Raw genomic sequence first — 18,788 nt, 5'->3', positions numbered from 1 at the left:
CCATCCCCGGCGCCGCCCGCGCCTGCTGGCCTGGCCATGCCGGCAGCCTCAGGCCACGGCGGCGGCAGGCTGGGCCGCTGCTGCGGCCACCGCCGCCGCCTGCTGCTCCTGCGCAATCCATTTGTCGATGACCTTGCGCGACTGCACGCCGCCCGCATCGATGTTGAGCTTGAGCAGCTTGCGGTCGGGGTGGGCACTGAGGTTGCGCTGCTGCAGCTCCAGCATCTGCAGGTCTTCGCTGAAGATCTTGTGCTGGCCCTCGCGGATGCGGTCGGTGACTTCGGCATCGCCCGGATTGAAGCGGCGCGCCATGCCCCAGAAGTACCACATGGACTCCTCGGTCTCCGGCGTGATGAAGTCCACCACCATGCTGTAGACCTTGTGTTCGTCGGGCGCGTCGTAGCCGCCGTGGCCTGCATGGGCCACGCCGACCTCGATCAGCACATGGCTAGGCGGGGTGAAGCGGCAGACCTGCCAGCGGTCCACGGGCACCTCGTCGGCCAGGCCGTTGCTGCGCAGCGCCATCTTCCAGAACGGGGGGCGGGGATGTCGTTCATGAAGCGGCTGGTGACGACCTCGACATCGGCGCCCTCGCCGCGCGTCTCGGTCTTGCAGGGCGTCTCGTCGATCTCGGCCTGGCCGATGGAGCTGGCGTGCACATAGGTCTCGTGCGTCAGGTCCATGAGGTTGTCGATCATCAGCCGGTAGTCGGCCTGGATGTGGAACATGCCGCCGCCGTAGGCCCATTCGGGGTTGTCGTGCCAGGGCAGCTTCGGAATCAGGGCGGCATCGGCCAGCGCCTTGTCGCCAGGCCAGACCCAGATGAAGCCGTGGCGTTCCTCGACGGGATAGCTGCGGATCTCGGGGAAGCCGCGCACGCGCTGGCCCGGCATGGCAATGGTCTTGCCGTCGCAGCCCATCTCCAGCCCGTGGTAGCCGCAGACCAGCTTGCCCTCGCAGACAAAGCCCAGCGACAGGGGCGCGCCGCGGTGCGGGCAAAAATCCTCCACGGCGGCAACGCCGTGCTGCGCGCGGTAGAAGGCAATGCGCTCGCCGCAGATGCGACGGCCCAGCGGCTTGTCCTGGATCTCGTCGGACGTGGCGGCCACGTACCAGGTGTTCTTGGGAAATGTGCTCATGGGGGTCTCCTTTATGGGTGGGGTCCGCAGTCCTTGGCGCTGCGGTGGCTGGGGCACGGGCGGCCGAGGCCGCCGGCACGTATCAAGCGCACATCAAGCGCGGATCAGACTCGAATCAGGCTCGGATCAACTGCACGCCAGGAACCGCATGGCTGCCGGGCTCGCTCACGGCCTCGCGCAGGTTGCGGCGCGCGATGCGCGAGTGCTCTTTCATCAGCGCCTCGGCCCGGGCGCCCTCGCGCGCGGCAATGGCGTCCAGCACCTGGCGGTGCTGGTCCTGGGCCACCATCAGGCTGTGGCGCGCACGCGGGGATTCGGCCCGCGCCAGCACAAAGCCCGAAGGCGAGGCGAAGGGCATGCGCACCACGCGCTCCAGCTCGCGCTGCATGACGCTGCTGCCGGCCATGGAGTGCAGCAGGTCGTGGAATTCGGAGTTCAGCGCCACATAGCGCGAGAAGGCCTCGTCGCCCCAATCAGGCGTCTCAAGCACACGGTCGATGGCGTCCAGGCAGCGGCCGGCCTGGGCCAGCAGCGGCTCGGCCACGCCGCGCTCGGCCGCCCAGCGCGCGGCCAGGCCTTCCAGCGTGCCGCGCAGCTCGATGGCATCGGCCACATCGGCCTCGGAGAACAGCCGCACGCGGTAGCCGCGCCCACCGGCCATGGCTTCGAGCAGGCCTTCCTGCTCCAGCCGCATGAGCGCGGCGCGCACCGGCGTGCGGGAGATGCCCAGGCGCTGCACCACGGTGAGCTCGGCAATGCGCTCGCCTGCGGGCAGTTCGCCCGCAAGAATCATCTCGCGCAGTTGCAGCTGGGCCTTGATGACCTGGGAGTGGCTTTCCGCTTCGGAGGCGGCGGGGGCAAGCTGGGGGCTCATGGGGCTTTGTCTGGATGGAATGGCGTGAATGTATACATCCAAGGCGATTCATGGTGCATTTTTCCGCAAAAACACGGGAAAACACCAATCAAATGTATACAACCAATCCCAGCAAAGACAGTGACCCGCCTGTTTGTATACATCGCCATGGCATCATGGCCGGCTCCCTTTTTCCCCTGCCGCTGCAACCCAGGAGGTCACCCTTGCCGACGTTTTCCCGACACCCCGCCATGGCCGCCCACATCCTCAACCTGGCACGGGATGCCAGCGCCGATGCGCAGGCTCCGCAGACCTATCCGATCAAGGACTTCTTCCGCAATCCGGAGCGCGGCTTCTTCCGCCTGGCCGATGACGGAAGCATGCTGGGCTTCATGCAGCCCGTCAGCGTGGATGGCCATCCGGCGCGCATGAACATCCATGTGCAGGCGCTGGAGGGCAGCACCCCTGTGGGCGAGCCGCGCCGCATCACGGCCGAGACCGAGCGCGACATCAGCAACTTCTTCTGGAAGGGCTCGGACGTGGTGCTCTACCAGAAGGACTTCGGCGGCGACGAGAACTTCCATGTGCTGGCGGTCAACGCGCGCAGCGGCGAAGCCACCGACCTGACGCCCTGGGACGGCGTGCGCGCCAGCATCGAGGACGACCTGGAAGACGACCCCGACCATGTGCTGATCAGCCACAACCAGCGCGATGCCGAGGTCTTCGACGTGTACCGCGTGAATGTGCACACGGGCGCGGCGCAACTGGTGGCGCAGAACCCCGGCAACATCGTCGGCTGGCAGACCGACCATGCGGGCCGCGTGCGGGCCGCCGTGGCCAGCGACGGCCTGAACAGCGCCCTGCTCTACCGCGACGACGAGGCCGGCGAGTTCCAGACCCTGATCACCACCGACTACCGCACCAGCGTCAGCCCGGCCTTCTTCACCTTCGACGACCAAAAGCTCTACGCCCTGTCCAACCGGGGCCGCGACAAGCTGGCCCTGGTGGTCATCGACCCGGCCCGGCCCGACGAGGAAGAGGAAATCTTCGTGCCCGAAGAAGTCGATCTGGGCGCAGCCGCCTATTCGCGCAAGCGCCGCGTGCTGACCCTGGCCGCCTACCAGACCGACAAGCCGCAGTACCGCTTCTTCGATGCCGAGACCGAAGCCCTCTACGGCCGGCTGGCTGCGCAACTGCCGGGCTACGACTTCGCCATCCAGGGCGCCAACCGCGCCGAGGACAAGTTCATCGTCGCCGCCTTCAACGACCGCACGCCGGGCGCACGCTACATCTACGACGCGGCCGCCGATGCGCTGATCAAGCTGGCCGACATCAACCCGGCCATTCCCGAGTCCGCCATGTCGCGCGTGCAGCCCGTCAGCTACACCAGCCGCGACGGCCTGACCATCCACGGCTACCTGACCCTGCCGGCCGGCCGCGAGCCCAGGAACCTGGCCTGCATCATCAACCCGCACGGCGGCCCCTGGGCCCGCGACGGCTGGGGCTACAACCCCGAGGTGCAGTTCCTCGCCAACCGGGGCTTTTGCGTGCTGCAGGTGAACTTCCGGGGCTCCACGGGCTATGGCCGCGCGTTCTGGGAAGCGGGATTCGGCCAATGGGGCCTGAAGATGCAGGACGACATCACCGACGGCGTGCACTGGCTGATCGACCAGGGCATTGCCGACCCTGCGCGCATCGGCATCTACGGCGGCAGCTATGGCGGCTATGCCACGCTGGCCGGCGTGGCCTTCACGCCCGACCTGTATGCGGCGGCCGTGGACTATGTGGGCGTGTCCAACCTGTTCACCTTCATGAAGACCATTCCGCCCTACTGGAAGCCGCTGCTGGACCAGATGCACGCCATGGTGGGCGATCCCGAGCGCGACAGGGAGCGCCTGGCCGCCACCTCGCCAGCCCTGCATGTGGACCGCATCAAGGCGCCGCTGTTCATCGCCCAGGGCGCGCGCGACCCGCGCGTGAACAAGGACGAGAGCGACCAGGTGGTGAAGGCGCTGCGCGAGCGCGGCGTCGAGGTGCAGTACATGGTCAAGGACAACGAGGGCCACGGCTTTCACAACGACGAGAACAAGTTCGAGTTCTACGAGGCCATGGAGCAGTTCCTGGTCACGCACCTCAAGCCCTGAAGCCGTCCAGGCGCCAGGCCACCCGGCCGCCCGGTCGCCCCGCGCTACAGCACGGCGGGCTCCCCGCTTTGCTGCAGCGCCCACATGTCCGCATAGCGCCCGCCCGCCGCGACCAGCTGGGCGTGGGTGCCGCGCTCGACGATGCGGCCCGCATCCATGACCAGGATCTCGTGCGCATCGACCACGGTGGACAGGCGGTGGGCAATCACCAGCGCCGTCTTGTTGCGCGCGGCGCTTTGCAGCTCGGCCTGGATGGCGCGCTCGTTGGCCGAGTCCAGCGCCGAAGTCGCCTCGTCAAAGATCAGGATGGGCGGGTCCTTGAGCAGGGTGCGCGCAATCGCCACCCGCTGCTTTTCGCCGCCCGACAGCTTGAGGCCGCGCTCGCCCACGCGCGTGGCATAGCCCTGGGGCGTGGCCTCGATGAAGTCGTGGATGCGCGCGGCGCGTGCGGCCGCCACCACCTGGTCGCGGCTGGCGCCGGGACGGCCGTAGGCGATGTTGTATTCCACCGTGTCGTTGAAGAGCACCGTGTCCTGCGGCACGATGCCCACGGCGCCGCGCACGCTGTCCTGGGTCAGCTCGCGCAGGTCGCGCCCGGCAATGCGCACATGGCCGGACTGCACGTCGTAGAAGCGGAAGATCAGCCGCGCCAGCGTGCTCTTGCCCGAGCCCGAAGGGCCGACCACGGCCACGGTCTTGCCGGCCGGAATGGTGAAGCTCACGTCCTTGAGGATGGGCCGCTCGGGGTCATAGGCAAAGTCCACATGCTCGAAGCGCAGCTCGGGCGGTGCGCCGTCGGCCGGCAGGGGCCGGGCACCGGGCGCGTCGGCCACCTCGCGTTCCTTGTCCATGAGGGTGAACATGCGCTCCAGGTCGGTCAGGCTCTGCTTGATCTCGCGGTAGATCACGCCCAGAAAGCCCAGCGGGATGTAGAGCTGGATCATGAAGGCATTGACCATGACCAGGTCGCCCAGCGACAGCCGCCCGTCCACCACGCCCTGCGTGGCGCGCCAGAGGATGGCGACCAGGGCCGTGGCGATGATCAGTTGCTGCCCGCAGTTGAGCATGCTCAGCGTGGTCTGGCTCTTGAGGCGCACGCGGCGCAGCGCCTCCAGGTTCTTGTCGTAGCGCCGCGCCTCGAAGCCCTCGTTGCCGAAGTACTTGACGGTCTCGTAGTTCAGCAGCGAGTCGATGGCCTTGGTGTGCGCGGCCGACTCCTGGGCATTGGCCTCGCGCCGAAAGCGCGTGCGCCACTCGGTCACCGTGACCGTGAACGTGATGTAGAACACCAGCGCCGCCAGCGTGATGACCGCGAACCAGATGTCGAAGCGCAGCGCCAGGATGCCCAGCACCAGCGCCATCTCGATGAAGGTGGGCAGGATGCTGTAGAGCGAATACGAGATCAGCGACTCGGTGCTGCGCACGCCGCGCTCGATGTCGCGCGTCATGCCGCCGGTCTGGCGCTCCAGGTGAAAGCGCAGGCTCAGCGCATGCAGGTGCTCGAAGGTGGACAGCGCAATCGCCCGCGAGGCGCCCTGCGTGGCCTTGGCAAAGACCAGGTCGCGCAGCTCGGTGAACAGCGAGCTGGAAAAGCGCAGCAGCCCGTAGGCCAGCAGCAGGGCCACGGGCACGACGAGCACCGCGCGGGCGTCGCCGGCCTTCAGATCCAGCGCATCGACCAGGTGCTTGAGCAGCACCGGCACGCCCACGTTGGCGAGCTTGGCCCCGATCATGAAGCCCAGCGCCGCCAGCACGCGCCACTTGTATTGCCACAGGTAGGGCAGCAGGCGCCGCAGCGCGTTCCAGTCCCGCGACGGTGCCGGGGTTGGGACTAAGGGTAAATCCGTAGGGGAAGCGCTCTCGCGTCGCATGAAAGACAATTCTCGATTGTTATATTGACCCGATTGTGCCCATGCCACCCCGCCCCGACCTCCCGCCCCATCCCTTGCCCGCAGACAAGGAGCTGGTTCTCAAGGTCATTCCCATGCCCGCCGATGTCAACGCCAATGGCGACATCTTCGGCGGCTGGGTCATGGCGCAGGTCGACCTGGCAGGTTCCGTGCTGCCCTCGCGCCTGGGCCAGAGCCGCATGGTCACCGTGGCCGTGAACGAGTTCATCTTCAAGCAGCCCGTGCGCGTGGGCGACATCCTGTCGTTCTACTCCAGCGTGCAGCGCGTGGGCCGCACCTCGGTCACGGTCGATGTCGAGGTCTATGCCGAGCGCTTTGCCGACCAGGGCCGCTTCGTCAAGGTGACCGAAGCCCTGCTGACCTACGTGGCCATCGACGGCCAGGGCAAGCCCCAGTCGCTGCCGGACAACGATCAGGTGCGCTCCTGGCGCGCAGCGGCCGAGCGCAATGCAGAACGAAAGCAGCAGCAGGCCGGCTGAACCCGCCACCTCTGCAGCCATGAAAAAAGCGACCTTCGCAGGTCGCTTTTTCATTTCCGGCAGCAGAGATGGCTCATGCCAGCGACGGCGTGACGCGCGGCTGCAGCGAAGCCGCTGCGGTGGCCGCAGCCAGGGCAGCGGAACTGCTGGCGGCGCTGTCGCTGGAGACGGTCGACGAGGAAGAGGACAGGCTGGAGGCGCTGGACGCCACGGCCGAACCCGAAGATGAACGCGGCGAGGAGCCGGCCTCGATCTGGCCCGTGAGCTCGCCGCCCTCTTCAATCACCACCTTGCCGTAGCGGATCTTGCCGCTGACCTTGCCCGTGCCGTAGATGACCAGCTTCTCGCGCACGGTCAGCGTGCCGTCGAACACGCCATGGATCTCGGCGATATCGATCTCGGCCGTGCCATGGAAGGCGCCCTGCTCGGCGATCTGGATCACGCGCGAGTCCATGGTGGCCTCCACCGTGCCTTCGACCACCAGCGTGTCGCAATCGGTGATCTCCACGCCCTTGAGCTTGATGTTGGGGCCCACGGTGAGCTTGCTGCCCGGAGAGTCCTGCGACACAGGCGAGGCCTGGCGCTGGGTGGATGCCGGGCTGCTCACGCTGGAGCTGGGCATGACGGCTCCCGAAGGGCTGCCGCCCGTGCTGGCGGCGCCTGTGCCGCTGCCCAGGGTGTTGCGGGAGGTGAAAGCATCGTTGTCGCGCTTGCCAAAGAACGGGTTCTGAACAGCCATGGGTGGGTCTCCTTCGGAAAAATCCGATGCTACGCACACGAACTGGCAACAAATGCCGGCATCTCGCAAGAACGGTAACGAGATGGTTCTCCCGTTTCATGTGCTTGCAAGCCTTTCTCGATCACACACCGCGCATGCGCAGGTCGCGCAGCGGACATACGCAAATCAATAGGTGCATCTACACTCATTTCCATTCCAGGCCACCTGCCCCACGCCCCATGACCTCCTCCACCTCAAGCGCCGCCAGTCCGGTCTGCACCTGCTTCATGGTGCGCAGCCTGTCGCGCAAGATCTCGCAGCTCTATGACGACACGCTGGCGCCCAGCGGCCTGCGCGGCACGCAGTTCAGCCTGCTGGTGCAGGCACGCAATGCGCCCGACGGCCCACCCACGGTCTCGGCCCTGGCCGAGCAGTTGCACACCGACCGCACGACGATGACGCGCAACCTGCGCACGCTGCAGCACGCCGGCTTCATCGACCTGGTTCCCGGCGCGGATGCGCGCAGCCGCTGCGTGGTGGTCACGCCCGAAGGCCGCGCCCGCATCCGCGAGGCTGCCGCCCTCTGGCGCCAGGCGCAGCAGCGCGTGCGCGAGCTGTGCGGCAGCGAGCAGATCGGCGCGCTGGAAAGCCTGGTGCTGGGCATGCTGCCCGTGCTGGAAACCGCCACGCAGGAGAGCGCGGAATGAGCGCCGCCCTGCCCTCCGCAGCCCCTGGCGCTGCGGCCAGCGGGTCCGCGCATCCGTTGGTCAGCGGCCCCATCGCCTCCACCCTGATGCGCCTGGCCGTGCCCAACATGGTGGCGCTGAGCATGTCGGTGCTGGTCGCCGTGGCCGAGACCTACTACGTGGGGCAGCTGGGAACCGTATCGCTGGCGGCCATGGCCCTGGTGTTTCCGCTGGCCATGCTCACGCAGATGATGAGCAACGGTGCCATGGGCAGCGGCGTGTCCTCGGCCATCAGCCGCGCGCTGGGTGCGGGCGACGGCGCGCGTGCCTCGGCACTGGCCCTGCACGCCATCGTGATCGGCGCCATCGCGGGGCTGCTTTACTCGCTCATCTTCGTGCTGTGCGGCGCCACCTTCTACGGCTGGCTGGGCGGGCGCGGCGAGGTGCTGGCAGCGGCCACGGGCTTTGGCGCCGTGCTGTTCAGCGGCGCCATCCTGGTGTGGCTGTGCAATACGCTGGCCTCGGTGGTGCGGGGCACGGGCAATATGCGCATGCCGTCGGCCGTGATCTTTGCGGCCTCGCTGGTGCAGATCGTGGTGGGCGGCACGCTGGGGCTGGGCCTGGGGCCCATGCCGCGCTGGGGCATGCCGGGCGTGGCCGTGGGCAACATCGTGGCCATGGTGCTGGCCGTGGCGGCCTTTCTGGCCTACCTGCAATGGGGCCAGCAGCGCCTGCAGCTGGACTGGCGCACGCCGCGCCTGGCCTGGCCCATGTTCCGCGACATCCTGCGCGTGGGCGCCCTGGCCTGCCTGTCCCCCGTGCAAACGGCGCTGGCCGCGCTGCTGCTGACAGGCATGGTCGCCCGCCTGGGCCCGCTGGCCCTGGCCGGCTACGGCATAGGCCAGCGGCTGGAGTTCCTGCTGATCCCCATGGCCTTCGGCGTGGGCATGGCCGCCGTGCCCATGGTGGGCATGGCCATGGGCGCCGGCCAGGTGGCCCGCGCGCGCCGCGTGGCCTGGTCGGGCGGCGCCATGGCCGCGGCCCTGCTGGGCGTGCTGGGGCTGGTGGTCATGGTCTGGCCGCAGCTGTGGTCAGGCATCTTCACCGGCGACCCGGCCGTGCGCGCCTATGCCGACCTCTACCTGCGCACCGTGGGCCCGGCCTTCGGGCTGTTCGGCCTGGGACTGGTGCTGTACTTCGCCTCCCTGGGCGCAGGCCGCGTCTGGGCCCCCGTGCTGGCCGGCACGGTGCGCCTGCTGATCGTGGTGGTGGGCGGCGGCTGGCTCATGTCCAGCGGCCTGGGCAGCGCCCAGTCGCTGTTCATCCTCGTGGCCGTGGCCATGGCCGCCTATGGCGCAGGCACGGCCTGGGCCGTGTGGCGCGCGCGCTGGGGGTGAAGAAACGCAAAAAGCAGGCCCGCAGTCAGCGGGCCATGCTTCAAGAAACGATGTACGCCGCCGTCCCCGTGGACAGCAAGCTGCCATCGGCCCCCAGGAATTCCATGCGCGTATTGGCCACGCGCGAGCCCAGCCGCAGCACCTCGGCGCGCAGGATGAATTCGCTGCCTATGCCGGGGCGCAGGTAGTCCACGCGCAGGTCGATGGTGCCCAGGCGCGAGAAGCGATGCAGGCGCTGCAGCGGCGCATCTTCCATGTGCTTGGCACCGATGGCCGCCATGACGGCCAGGCCGCCCATGGAGTCCAGGCCGGCGCTGATCACGCCGCCGTGGATGCGCTGGTAGGCGGCGTGGCCTATGAGCTCGGGCCGCATGGTGATGCGGCCTTCAACCCGCTCGGGCAGCACTTCGGTGATGCGCAGGCCCAGCACCTGGTTGAAGGCGATCTGGCGCTCGAACACTTCGCGCAGCCCGGCGATGAACTCGGGCTCGAATTGCACGGGCGCCTCGGAGGCCTTCGTGGATTTCAGCACTGGCTGAAGTCCGGCTTGCGCTTCTCCATGAACGCGGTGAACGCCTCCTTGGCAGCAGGCCCGCCCATCAGCTTGCCGAAGCTCGCTCCCTCCTCGGCCATGCGCTCGCGCACCAGGCCGGACTGGCCGGCCTTCATGAGGCGCTTGGTCTCGATCAGGGCCGACAGCGGCTTGGCCGCCAGCTTCCTGGCCTGGGCCTGAGCCAGTGCATTGCATTCGCTGGGCGGCACGACGCGGTTGACCAGGCCCACTTCCAGTGCGGCTTCAGCCAGGAAGGGCTCGCCCAGCAGCAGGGCCTCGGCCGCGCGGTGGTAGCCGAGCATCTGGGGCAGCAGCAGGCTGGAGGCCGCTTCGGGGCACAGGCCCAGGTTCACGAAGGGCAGCGAGAAGGCCGCGTTGTCGCCCGCATAGACCAGGTCGCAGTGCAGCAGCAAGGTAGTGCCGATACCCACGGCCGGGCCGCAGACGGCGGCGATCACGGGCTTGGGAAAGGCGGCGATGTTGTGCAGGAAGCGCCAGACGGGGCGCTGCTCGCCCTCCGGCCTGGCGGCGCCGCCGGCCGACTGCTTGAGGAAGTCGGCAATGTCGTTGCCCGCGCTGAAGATGGCCATGTCGCCCTGGAAGACCACGCAGCGCACGGCGGCGTCTTCGCCGGCCTGGGCCAGCGCATCGGCCATGCTGGCGTACATGGCCTCGGTAATGGAGTTCTTCTTGTCTGCGCGGTTGAAGGTGATGGTGCAGACACCGGCTTCGGTGTGCACGAGGATGTCCTGGGTGGTTTCGCTCATGATGGTCTTGCCTTGCTTATTCCTTGAAATACACGATCTGGTGGCTGCTCGCCAGCATCACGCCGGCCTCGCTCCACAGCTGGGCGCTCTGGTCGAAGAAGCCGTTGCGAAATTCCTGGCCGCGCGCCTGGGCCAGCAGGTGGCCCGTGCCTGCGGCGGCCAGTTCCTCACGCCCCGCATGGAAGTAGACGGTGATGGACACCGTGCCCGCCGGGGTGCGCTGTGCGCGGCGCAGCCACACGCGCGGGAAGAATACGTCAGCCAGGCCGGCCAGCGCGCAAAAATCCAGTGCGCGCGGCGGCTCGTCGCGCACCCACAGGCGCGTGAGGCTGTCGGTCTCGCGGCCATCCCAGGTCTGGGGAATGATGCCGTCGAGAAAGCGCATGTCGTAGCGGTTGAGCCATTCCACGCCGCCCAGAGGCGGCACGCGCGGCACGGTGGCGGGCGCAGGCACCTCGGGCATGGACAGGTCGGTGCCGCCCCAGGTGCTGCGCCGCACGGCCGTGACGGCCGTGGCCGTGGTGACGACCTGGGCATCGCCGTCCTGGTCAGGCTGGGTGATGGTCAGCAGCCAGTGCTGGGTGGAGCGGTTGGTGCGCACGGGGCGGGCCTCGATATCGAAGCGCCCCGCGCCCAGCGCGGCCGCGTAGTTGACGGTGATGGACAGCGGATCGCCCAGGCACAGCGGATGCTGCTGGATGGCCTGCACCAGCGCGGCGGCGGTGATGCCGCCGTACGGGCCCACCATGTTCCAGTAGTCCTGCGTGGTCTGGCCCTGGTAGTGGCCAACGGCGCCGGTGGGCGTGAGCGCCACGGCCTGGTCGAGAGGATGGATGTCTGTGCTCATGGCAAACGAGTGTGATGGCAAGCGGGGCCCGCGTCCGTCAAGCCGGCGACTCTGCGGGTGAGGGAAAGCGCGGGTGGGCCGCGGCTGCCGGCGCCTTGGTCCAGCCCGAGAACACGTCCACGGCCCGGCCCCAGAGCGCGTCGCGCATATCGGCGCGGAAGAAGCCGAAATGCCCTATGCGCCGCAACTGCAGCGCCTTGGGCTCGATGCGCTCGATGCGGCTGGGGGCATTGGCGTAGAGCGCGAACAGGTGCTCGGTGCCGCGCCAGGTCATGAGTTCGTCGTCGCTCATGGACAGCGCCATCACCGGAAAGCGCACGGCGGCGTAGCTGCGCGCGGCGGCCTCGCCCTCGGCACCCACGCTGTAGCGCGGATTCAGGCACCAGCGGCGCCACTGCAGCATGACGCCGGCCGGCAGGTCGCCCACCTTGCGCAGGCGCCGGCCCGGAAAGTAGCCGCACAGGCGCGTGGCCACGGGCACCAGCACATGCCAGAAATAGGGAACCATGCGCTTGAGGCGGGGCGCATTGTCGCGCCAGTAGCCGCTGCCGGCCGCAATGCTCAAAAGGCCGTCCACCAGCTGCGGGGAGCGCAGCAGGCCCGGCAGCTGGGCGCCCAGGCTGTGGCCGATCAGGAACAGCGGCTGGTCCGGCAACTGCGCCTTGGCATGGGCGATGACTGCCTCGTAGTCGCGCGCCCAGTCGCACAGGTCGGCACGCACCTGGCGCAAAGAGCCTTGCAGGGAATCGCCATGGCCCCGGTAGTCAAAGCTGGTCACCCGATAGCCCTGGCCCGCAAGCCAGGTGGCAAAGGCCTCGTAGAAGGCCTGGCGCACCCCCATGGCCCCGCCGATGACCACGCTGGCGCGTGGCGGGCCAGCGGGCGTGTAGACGCGCAGCGCCAGCGTGGCGCCATCGCTGCTGAGTTGGTGTTGTTCCATGGCTGTCTCCTGGTCGGTGCCGCAATGTGCTGACACCAAGTCAAAAACCGGCGCGGCCCCACGCCAGGGACACCAAGGAAGGGCCTAGGCCGGCCGCGCCGCCCCGCACCGAGGGTGTCGTCCCCCTCCCTCGCGCAGCGAGTAGAGAGGGGGAAGCGGCAAAGCCGCTCAGGGGGTGCTACATCCTCTCGAAGATGCCGGCGGCGCCCTGGCCCATTCCGACGCACATCGTCACCATGCCGTAGCGCAGTTGCTTGCGGCGCAGCGCATGCACCACGGTGGCCGAGCGGATGGCGCCCGTGGCGCCCAGCGGGTGGCCCAGGGCAATCGCGCCGCCCATGGGGTTGACCTTGGCGGGGTCCAGGCCCAGCGTGTTGACCACGGCCAGCGACTGGGCGGCAAAGGCTTCGTTGAGTTCGAACCAGTCGATGTCGTCCTGCTTGAGGCCCGCATAGCGCAGCGCGGCCGGAATGGCCTCGATGGGGCCGATGCCCATGATGGCCGGCGGCACGCCCTTGCTGGCATAGCTCACGAAGCGCGCCAGCGGCGTGAGGCCGAAGCGCTGCACGGCAGCGCCGCTGGCCAGGATCAGCGCGCCTGCGCCATCGCTGGTCTGCGAGCTGTTGCCGGCCGTCACCGAGCCGCGCGCCGCGAACACGGTGCGCAGCTTGCCCAGGCCTTCCAGGCTGGTGTCGGGGCGCGCGCCCTCGTCCAGCTCCACGGTGCGCGTGCGCACCACGGGCTCGCCCTTGGCCAGGTCCAGGCCCCGGTCGGTGACCTCGATGGGCGTGATCTCGTCCTTGAACTCGCCGGCCTGCTGCGCGGCCAGGGCACGGCGGTGCGACTCCAGCGCAAAGGCGTCCTGCGCATCGCGCGAGACTTTCCACTGCTGGGCCACCTTCTCGGCCGTCAGGCCCATGCCATAGGCAATGCCCACGTCGCCATCACGCTCGAAGATGGACGGCGACAGCGAGGGCGCGTTGCCCATCATGGGCACCATGCTCATGCTCTCGACGCCGGCCGCGATCATCACGTCGGCCTCGCCCACGCGGATGCGGTCCGCTGCCATGGCCACGGCCGACAGGCCCGAGGCGCAGAAGCGGTTCACGGTGATGCCACCCACGCTGGTGGGCAGCCCCGCCAGCACGGCGCTGATGCGCGCCACGTTCAGGCCCTGCTGGGCCTCGGGGATGGCGCAGCCGCAGATGATGTCCTCGATGGCAGCCGGGTCCAGCCCCGGCACCTGGGCCAGCGCGGCCTTCAGCGTGGTCGCCAGCAGGTCGTCGGGACGGTAGTTGCGGAAAAAGCCCTTGTGCGACTTGCCGATGGGCGTGCGCGTGGCGGCGACGATGTAGGCGTCTTGGATTTGTTTCATGGAGGTTGCTCCTCGATCTCAGTTATTCGCGGCCCGCAACGCACGCATGTCCAAAGTCAGGGACAGCAAGCAAGGGCCGCCCCGCCGCGAGGCTGTCGTCCCCCTGGGGGGAAGGCGCGAAGCGACTCAGGGGGACATATCAATTCCGGACGGGCTTGCCGGTGTTCAGCATTCCGAGAATGCGTTCATGGGTCTTGGGATGGCCGATCAGGTGGCAGAACGCCTTGCGTTCGAGCTTCATCAGATAGGCCTCGTCCACCAGGGTGCCCGCATCCACGTCGCCGCCGCAGACCACGTTGGCGATCAGGCTGGCCACATGCTGGTCGAACTCACTGATGAAGCCGCCGTCCCGCATGTTGACCAGCGAGCCCTTGATGGTGGCCACGCCGCTGCGTCCCGCCACGGGGAAGCTGCGCGGCAGCGGCGCGCGCCAGCCGCCTGCGGCCATGGACTTGGCCTCGTTGATGGCGACGAAGAGCAGCTCGTCCTTGTGCGGCACGATGAGGTCGCTGTCCAGCAGGTAGCCCAGCTTGCGCGACTCGATGGCACTGGTGCCCACCTTGGCCATGGCCGCGGCCGTGAAGCCTTCGGTCAGGAAGGGCAGCAGGTCCTTGCCTGTGCTGGTGGCGGCGTTCTCTGCCGCGCGGCGCGCGATGTAGGTCAGGCCGCCCGCGCCGGGCACCAGGCCCACGCCGACTTCCACCAGGCCGATGTAGCTCTCCATGTGCGCCACGCGGCGCGCGCTGTAGACGGCCAGCTCGCAGCCGCCGCCCAGCGCCATGCCATGGATGGCCGCAACCACGGGCACCTGGGCGTAGCGGATGCGCAGCATCAGGTTTTGCAGCTCCTGCTCCACGCTTTCGATGGCGTCGGCGCCGCCGATCACGAAGGCCGGCATGGTGGCCTCCAGGTCGGCGCCCACGCTGAACGGCGCATCGCCCGACCAGATGACCATGCCCTGGAAGTCGGTCTCGGCCACGTCCACGGCTTCCATCAGCGCTTCCATGACTTCGGGGCTGATGGCGTGCATCTTGTTCTTGATGCTGGCGATCAGGATCTGGCCGTCCAGCGTCCAAGTGCGCAGCGCCTTGGATTCGGCGATCGTGGTGCCGGCCGTCTTCCAGTCGGGCAGGCTGTCTTCGCCCAGCAGCTTCTCGGGGAAGATCTGGCGCTCGTAGACGGGCAGCACGCGGCGGGGCACGAACTGGCCCTTGGCAGGGCTCCACGAGCCCTGCGCCGTGTGCACGCCGCCGGCCTCGGCCACCGGGCCTTCGAAGACCCACTTGGGCAGGGGCGCCTTGCTCAATGCCTTGCCGGCATCGATGTCCTCCTGGACCATCTTCGCCACTTCCAGCCAGCCGGCTTCCTGCCACAGCTCGAAGGGGCCCTGCTTCATGCCGAAGCCCCAGCGCATGGCCTGGTCCACGTCGCGGGCGGACTCCGCAATGCTCTCCAGGTGGATGGCCGCGTAGTGGAAGCTGTTGCGCAGGATGGCCCACAGGAAGCGGCCTTGCGCGCCCTCGGCATTGCGCAGCAGCTTCAGGCGCTCGGCCGCGGGCTTCTTGAGCATGCGGCCATAGACCTCGTCGGCCTTGCCGCCAGCGGGCACGTAGTCCTCGCTGTCCAGCTCGAACTGCAGGATGTCGCGGCCGACCTTCTTGTAGAAGCCCTTCTTCGCCTTCTGGCCCAGGTTGCCCAGCTCGATCAGCTTGGCCAGCACGGGCGGCGTGCCGAAGCTGCCGTAGAAGGGATCGGTCTCGGCACTGAGGTTGTCCTGCAGCGTCTTGATCACATGGGCCATGGTGTCCAGGCCCACCACGTCGGCCGTGCGGAAGGTGCCGCTGGATGCGCGGCCCAGCTTCTTGCCGGTGAGGTCATCGACCACGTCGAAGGTCAGTCCGAAGTTCTCGACCTCTTTCATCGTGGCCAGCATGCCGGCGATGCCGATGCGGTTGGCGATGAAGTTGGGCGTGTCCTTGGCGCGCACCACGCCCTTGCCCAGGCCGCTGGTGACGAAGGCTTCGAGCTGGTCCAGCACCACGGGCTGCGTGGTCGGCGTGGCGATCAGCTCCACCAGCGGCATGTAGCGCGGCGGGTTGAAGAAGTGGATGCCGCAAAAGCGCGGCTTGATCGCGTCGGGCAGCGCCTCGGACAGCTTGGTGATGGACAGGCCCGAGGTGTTGGACGCCACGATGGCGTGCTTGGCCACATGGGGCGCGATCTTGGTGTACAGGTCGAGCTTCCAGTCCATGCGCTCGGCAATGGCCTCGATGATCAGGTCGCAGCCCTTGAGCAGCTTGAGGTGCTCCTCGTAGTTGGCGGGCTGGATCAGGTCCGCGTCCTCGGCCACGCCGATGGGCGAAGGCTTGAGCTTCTTGAGGTTGGCTATGGCGCGCTCGGCGATGCCGCTTTTCGGGCCTTCCTTGGCAGGCAGGTCGAACAGCACCACGGGCACCTTGACATTGACCAGATGGGCGGCGATCTGCGCTCCCATCACGCCAGCGCCGAGCACGGCGACTTTCTTCACATTGAATCGGGACATGGATGTTCCACAAGTGGGAGGAAGGCGGCCGCTGCGGCCGCCCTCCGGAATGGTTACTGCACACGCACCCAGGTCTGGGTGCGGCCGAAGGGGCCGATGGAGCCGCGCACCTCGAGCTTGGCGCCGCCTTCGATGGGCGTCAGGCGCAGCGTGTAGGTCTTGCCGTTTTCAGGGTCGAGGATCTTGCCGCCTTCCCAGACGTCCTTGCCCTCGGCCTTCTTGGCGCCGCGGATGATCTCCAGCCCCTTGAGCGGCCGGCCCTTGCGGTCGTCAGAGCATTCGGTGCAGGTGGCGGCCGGATCGGCGCCCTTGCGCAGGATCTGCTCGATGCGGCCCGTGACAACGCCGTCGTTCTCGGCCACGCGGATCTCGGACTTGGCCTCGCCGCTCTTGTCGTCCACGCTCTTCCACAGGCCCACGGGCGTCATCTGCGCCTGCGCTGCGGCAGCCGTGAGGCCCAGGACCATTGCTGCCAGTGCTTGATATGCCTTCATTTCAAACCCCCTTCGCCTAGAAAGGTGCGCAGGCCATGCTGATGCGCACAGCCCGCGCTCCCATGTTGGAGTGAAGCCGTTCAGGCCAGCGCTGCGTCCGTGTCCATCAGGGACTTGCTGCCCGCGCGGGCCGTGCGCATCAGCGTGGCGGTCTCGGGCAGCAGCTTGGCGAAGTAGAAACGCGCGGTCTGCAGCTTGCCCTGGTAGAACGGGTCGGTGTTGCCCTTGGCGATTTCGCGCAGCGCCACCTGGGCCATGCGGGCGAAGAAGTAGCCGAACACCAGGTGGCCCGCCACACGCAGGTAGTCCACGGACGCGGCGCCCACCTCGTCGGGGTTTTGCATGCCCTTGAAGCCGATCTCGGTGGTGAACTTGGTCATCTGGTCGCCCAGGTAGGCGATGGGGTTGATGAACTCGGCCATCTTCTCGTTGACGCCCTCTTCCTCCACCAGCTGCGCCACCAGCTTGCCGAACTTCTTGAGCGAGGCGCCCTGGTTGCCCAGCACCTTGCGGCCCAGCAGGTCCAGCGCCTGGATGCCGTTCGTGCCTTCATAGATCATGTTGATGCGCGCATCGCGCACGAACTGCTCCATGCCCCATTCGGTGATGAAGCCATGGCCGCCATAGACCTGCTGACTCATGGTGGTGGCCGTCCAGCCGTTGTCGGTGATGAAGGCCTTGACGATGGGCGTCAGCAGCGCCACCAGCTCGGCGCTGTCCTTGCGCACCTTCTCGTCGGGGTGGTTGAACTCCTTGTCGATCAGGAAGGCGCAGTAGGTCACCAGCGCGCGACCGCCTTCGGCATAGGCCTTGGCCGTCAGCAGCATGCGGCGCACGTCGGGGTGGACGATGATGGGATCAGCCGGCTTGTCCTTGGCCTTGGTGCCCGACAGGCTGCGCATCTGCAGGCGGTCCTTGGCATAGGCCAGGGCGTTCTGGTAGGCCACCTCGGTCAGGCCCAGCGACTGGTTGCCCACGCCCAGGCGGGCGGCATTCATCATCACGAACATGGCCTGCAGGCCCTTGTTCGGCTGGCCCACCAGGGTGCCGATGGCGCCGTCGATATTGATCTGTGCCGTGGCATTGCCGTGGATGCCCATCTTGTGCTCCAGCGCGCCGCAGAAGATGGGGTTGCGCTCGCCCAGCGAACCATCGGCCTTGACCACGAACTTGGGCACCACGAACAGGCTGATGCCCTTGGAGCCGACCGGCGCATCGGGCAGGCGGGCCAGCACCAGGTGGACGATGTTGTCGGTGAAGTCGTGCTCGCCCGCGCTGATGAAGATCTTGTTGCCGGTGATCTTGTAGGTGCCCTCGGGCGCGCCGGCCACGGGCTCGGCCTTGGTGCGCAGCAGGCCCAGGTCGGTGCCGCAATGGGGCTCGGTCAGGCACATGGTGCCGGTCCACTCGCCGCTGGTCAGCTTGGGCAGGTACAGCTTCTTTTGCTCTTCCGTGCCGTGCACATGCAGGGCTTCATAGGCGCCGTGCGACAGGCCCGGGTACATGGTCCAGGCCTGGTTGGCGCTGTTGAGCATCTCGTACACCGCCGAGTTCACCGCAAAGGGCAGGCCCTGGCCGCCGTAGGCCGTATCGCAGGACAGCGAAGGCCAGCCGCCTTCCACATACTTCTGGTAGGCCTCCTTGAAGCCCTTGGGCGTGGTGACCTCGTGGGTTTCCTTGTTCAGCACGCAGCCCTCGGCATCGCCGCTGATGTTCAGCGGAAACGTCACATTGGCCGCAAACTTGCCCGCCTCTTCGAGCACGGCATTGATGGTGTCGGCATCGACCTCGGCATGCGCCGTCATCTGCTGGTAGTCGTCCGTGACCTTGAACACCTCGTGCATGAGGAATTGCATGTCGCGCAGGGGCGGGTTGTAGCTGGGCATTTGTCTTCTCCTGTGATGGCGGGGTTTGCGGTGGATGCGGTGAAAACGGTGGAAGCGA

15 protein-coding genes and 1 pseudogene are annotated in these 18,788 nt (G+C 67.8%); 4 read left to right on the top strand and 12 right to left on the bottom strand.

Features of this window, described 5'->3' with window-relative positions; all coding sequences use genetic code 11:
* Positions 1 to 48: 48 nt before the first annotated feature.
* Positions 49 to 1,139 (bottom strand): annotated as a pseudogene (locus tag CLV01_RS06965) (Rieske 2Fe-2S domain-containing protein).
* Between the two features lie 115 nt (positions 1,140 to 1,254).
* Entirely contained in the window at positions 1,255 to 2,013 is a 759-nt protein-coding gene (locus tag CLV01_RS06960; RefSeq protein ID WP_016451803.1) for a GntR family transcriptional regulator, read from the bottom strand.
* Positions 2,014 to 2,243: 230 nt separating this feature from the next.
* Between CLV01_RS06960 and CLV01_RS06955 the strand changes: the two genes are divergently transcribed.
* Positions 2,244 to 4,136, top strand: a complete 1,893-nt coding sequence (locus CLV01_RS06955; protein ID WP_099734674.1) for a S9 family peptidase — start codon at positions 2,244 to 2,246, stop codon at positions 4,134 to 4,136.
* 44 nt (positions 4,137 to 4,180) lie between these two features.
* Here the strand turns inward: CLV01_RS06955 and CLV01_RS06950 are convergent, their stop codons facing one another.
* Positions 4,181 to 6,007, bottom strand: a complete 1,827-nt coding sequence (locus CLV01_RS06950) for an ABCB family ABC transporter ATP-binding protein/permease (protein ID WP_099734675.1) — start codon at positions 6,005 to 6,007, stop codon at positions 4,181 to 4,183.
* Positions 6,008 to 6,048: 41 nt separating this feature from the next.
* On the opposite strand from CLV01_RS06950, the gene CLV01_RS06945 reads away from it, so the two are divergent.
* Positions 6,049 to 6,525 carry an acyl-CoA thioesterase gene (locus CLV01_RS06945; RefSeq protein WP_012203278.1) on the top strand — a complete coding sequence of 159 codons (477 nt, stop codon included), beginning with the start codon at positions 6,049 to 6,051 and terminating at the stop codon, positions 6,523 to 6,525.
* A 73-nt stretch (positions 6,526 to 6,598) separates the two neighbouring features.
* Here CLV01_RS06945 and CLV01_RS06940 read toward each other — a convergent pair whose 3' ends face one another.
* Positions 6,599 to 7,264: a bactofilin family protein gene (locus CLV01_RS06940; RefSeq protein WP_099734676.1), complete on the bottom strand. Its 666-nt coding sequence runs from the start codon at positions 7,262 to 7,264 to the stop codon at positions 6,599 to 6,601.
* 218 nt (positions 7,265 to 7,482) lie between these two features.
* Here CLV01_RS06940 and CLV01_RS06935 point away from each other — a divergent pair, with 218 nt between their 5' ends.
* Both CLV01_RS06935 and CLV01_RS06930 read left to right on the top strand, forming a co-directional pair.
* A complete protein-coding gene (locus CLV01_RS06935; protein ID WP_099734677.1) occupies positions 7,483 to 7,950 on the top strand; it encodes a MarR family winged helix-turn-helix transcriptional regulator in 468 nt (155 codons plus the stop codon).
* Complete coding sequence (locus CLV01_RS06930) at positions 7,947 to 9,326, top strand: MATE family efflux transporter (RefSeq protein WP_071954360.1); 1,380 nt, start codon at positions 7,947 to 7,949, stop codon at positions 9,324 to 9,326. The genes CLV01_RS06935 and CLV01_RS06930 overlap by 4 nt, the downstream gene beginning before the upstream one ends.
* A 40-nt stretch (positions 9,327 to 9,366) precedes the next feature.
* Here the strand turns inward: CLV01_RS06930 and CLV01_RS06925 are convergent, their stop codons facing one another.
* From CLV01_RS06925 to CLV01_RS06890, 8 genes are all read right to left on the bottom strand, one after another.
* Positions 9,367 to 9,858, bottom strand: a complete 492-nt coding sequence (locus tag CLV01_RS06925) for a thioesterase family protein (protein WP_071954359.1) — start codon at positions 9,856 to 9,858, stop codon at positions 9,367 to 9,369.
* Positions 9,852 to 10,646 carry an enoyl-CoA hydratase gene (locus CLV01_RS06920; RefSeq protein ID WP_013804194.1) on the bottom strand — a complete coding sequence of 265 codons (795 nt, stop codon included), beginning with the start codon at positions 10,644 to 10,646 and terminating at the stop codon, positions 9,852 to 9,854. Before CLV01_RS06920 ends, CLV01_RS06925 begins: the two co-directional genes overlap by 7 nt.
* A 16-nt stretch (positions 10,647 to 10,662) precedes the next feature.
* A complete protein-coding gene (locus tag CLV01_RS06915; protein WP_099734678.1) occupies positions 10,663 to 11,493 on the bottom strand; it encodes an acyl-CoA thioesterase in 831 nt (276 codons plus the stop codon).
* A gap of 37 nt (positions 11,494 to 11,530) precedes the next feature.
* Positions 11,531 to 12,433 carry an alpha/beta hydrolase family protein gene (locus tag CLV01_RS06910; protein WP_016451807.1) on the bottom strand — a complete coding sequence of 301 codons (903 nt, stop codon included), beginning with the start codon at positions 12,431 to 12,433 and terminating at the stop codon, positions 11,531 to 11,533.
* A gap of 178 nt (positions 12,434 to 12,611) precedes the next feature.
* The gene (locus tag CLV01_RS06905; RefSeq protein ID WP_043789926.1) at positions 12,612 to 13,808 is read right to left on the bottom strand and encodes an acetyl-CoA C-acyltransferase; all 1,197 of its coding nucleotides are present in this window, start codon (positions 13,806 to 13,808) and stop codon (positions 12,612 to 12,614) included.
* Positions 13,809 to 13,947: 139 nt separating this feature from the next.
* Positions 13,948 to 16,350 carry a 3-hydroxyacyl-CoA dehydrogenase/enoyl-CoA hydratase family protein gene (locus CLV01_RS06900; RefSeq protein WP_012203269.1) on the bottom strand — a complete coding sequence of 801 codons (2,403 nt, stop codon included), beginning with the start codon at positions 16,348 to 16,350 and terminating at the stop codon, positions 13,948 to 13,950.
* A 53-nt stretch (positions 16,351 to 16,403) separates the two neighbouring features.
* Positions 16,404 to 16,844 carry a DUF2147 domain-containing protein gene (locus tag CLV01_RS06895; protein WP_099734679.1) on the bottom strand — a complete coding sequence of 147 codons (441 nt, stop codon included), beginning with the start codon at positions 16,842 to 16,844 and terminating at the stop codon, positions 16,404 to 16,406.
* 80 nt (positions 16,845 to 16,924) lie between these two features.
* Positions 16,925 to 18,730: an acyl-CoA dehydrogenase C-terminal domain-containing protein gene (locus CLV01_RS06890; protein ID WP_099734680.1), complete on the bottom strand. Its 1,806-nt coding sequence runs from the start codon at positions 18,728 to 18,730 to the stop codon at positions 16,925 to 16,927.
* Positions 18,731 to 18,788 lie beyond the last annotated feature (58 nt).

Source organism: Delftia sp. 60, from assembly GCF_002754395.1.
Taxonomy (GTDB): Bacteria; Pseudomonadota; Gammaproteobacteria; order Burkholderiales; family Burkholderiaceae_C; genus Comamonas; species Comamonas acidovorans.
Note: the sequence above shows the minus strand (reverse complement) of the source record. Positions and strands in the feature narration are given on the sequence as shown.

Excerpts from the sequence above, each read along its gene's own strand:
- CLV01_RS06955 (WP_099734674.1), top strand. The coding sequence starts at position 2,244 with ATGGCCGCCCACATCCTCAACCTGGCACGGGATGCCAGCGCCGATGCG.
- CLV01_RS06940 (WP_099734676.1), bottom strand. The coding sequence starts at position 7,264 with ATGGCTGTTCAGAACCCGTTCTTTGGCAAGCGCGACAACGATGCTTTC.
- CLV01_RS06915 (WP_099734678.1), bottom strand. The coding sequence starts at position 11,493 with ATGAGCACAGACATCCATCCTCTCGACCAGGCCGTGGCGCTCACGCCC.
- CLV01_RS06935 (WP_099734677.1), top strand. The coding sequence starts at position 7,483 with ATGACCTCCTCCACCTCAAGCGCCGCCAGTCCGGTCTGCACCTGCTTC.
- CLV01_RS06950 (WP_099734675.1), bottom strand. The coding sequence starts at position 6,007 with ATGCGACGCGAGAGCGCTTCCCCTACGGATTTACCCTTAGTCCCAACC.
- CLV01_RS06900 (WP_012203269.1), bottom strand. The coding sequence starts at position 16,350 with ATGTCCCGATTCAATGTGAAGAAAGTCGCCGTGCTCGGCGCTGGCGTG.
- CLV01_RS06910 (WP_016451807.1), bottom strand. The coding sequence starts at position 12,433 with ATGGAACAACACCAACTCAGCAGCGATGGCGCCACGCTGGCGCTGCGC.
- CLV01_RS06960 (WP_016451803.1), bottom strand. The coding sequence starts at position 2,013 with ATGAGCCCCCAGCTTGCCCCCGCCGCCTCCGAAGCGGAAAGCCACTCC.
- CLV01_RS06905 (WP_043789926.1), bottom strand. The coding sequence starts at position 13,808 with ATGAAACAAATCCAAGACGCCTACATCGTCGCCGCCACGCGCACGCCC.
- CLV01_RS06890 (WP_099734680.1), bottom strand. The coding sequence starts at position 18,730 with ATGCCCAGCTACAACCCGCCCCTGCGCGACATGCAATTCCTCATGCAC.
- CLV01_RS06930 (WP_071954360.1), top strand. The coding sequence starts at position 7,947 with ATGAGCGCCGCCCTGCCCTCCGCAGCCCCTGGCGCTGCGGCCAGCGGG.
- CLV01_RS06945 (WP_012203278.1), top strand. The coding sequence starts at position 6,049 with ATGCCACCCCGCCCCGACCTCCCGCCCCATCCCTTGCCCGCAGACAAG.
- CLV01_RS06920 (WP_013804194.1), bottom strand. The coding sequence starts at position 10,646 with ATGAGCGAAACCACCCAGGACATCCTCGTGCACACCGAAGCCGGTGTC.
- CLV01_RS06895 (WP_099734679.1), bottom strand. The coding sequence starts at position 16,844 with ATGAAGGCATATCAAGCACTGGCAGCAATGGTCCTGGGCCTCACGGCT.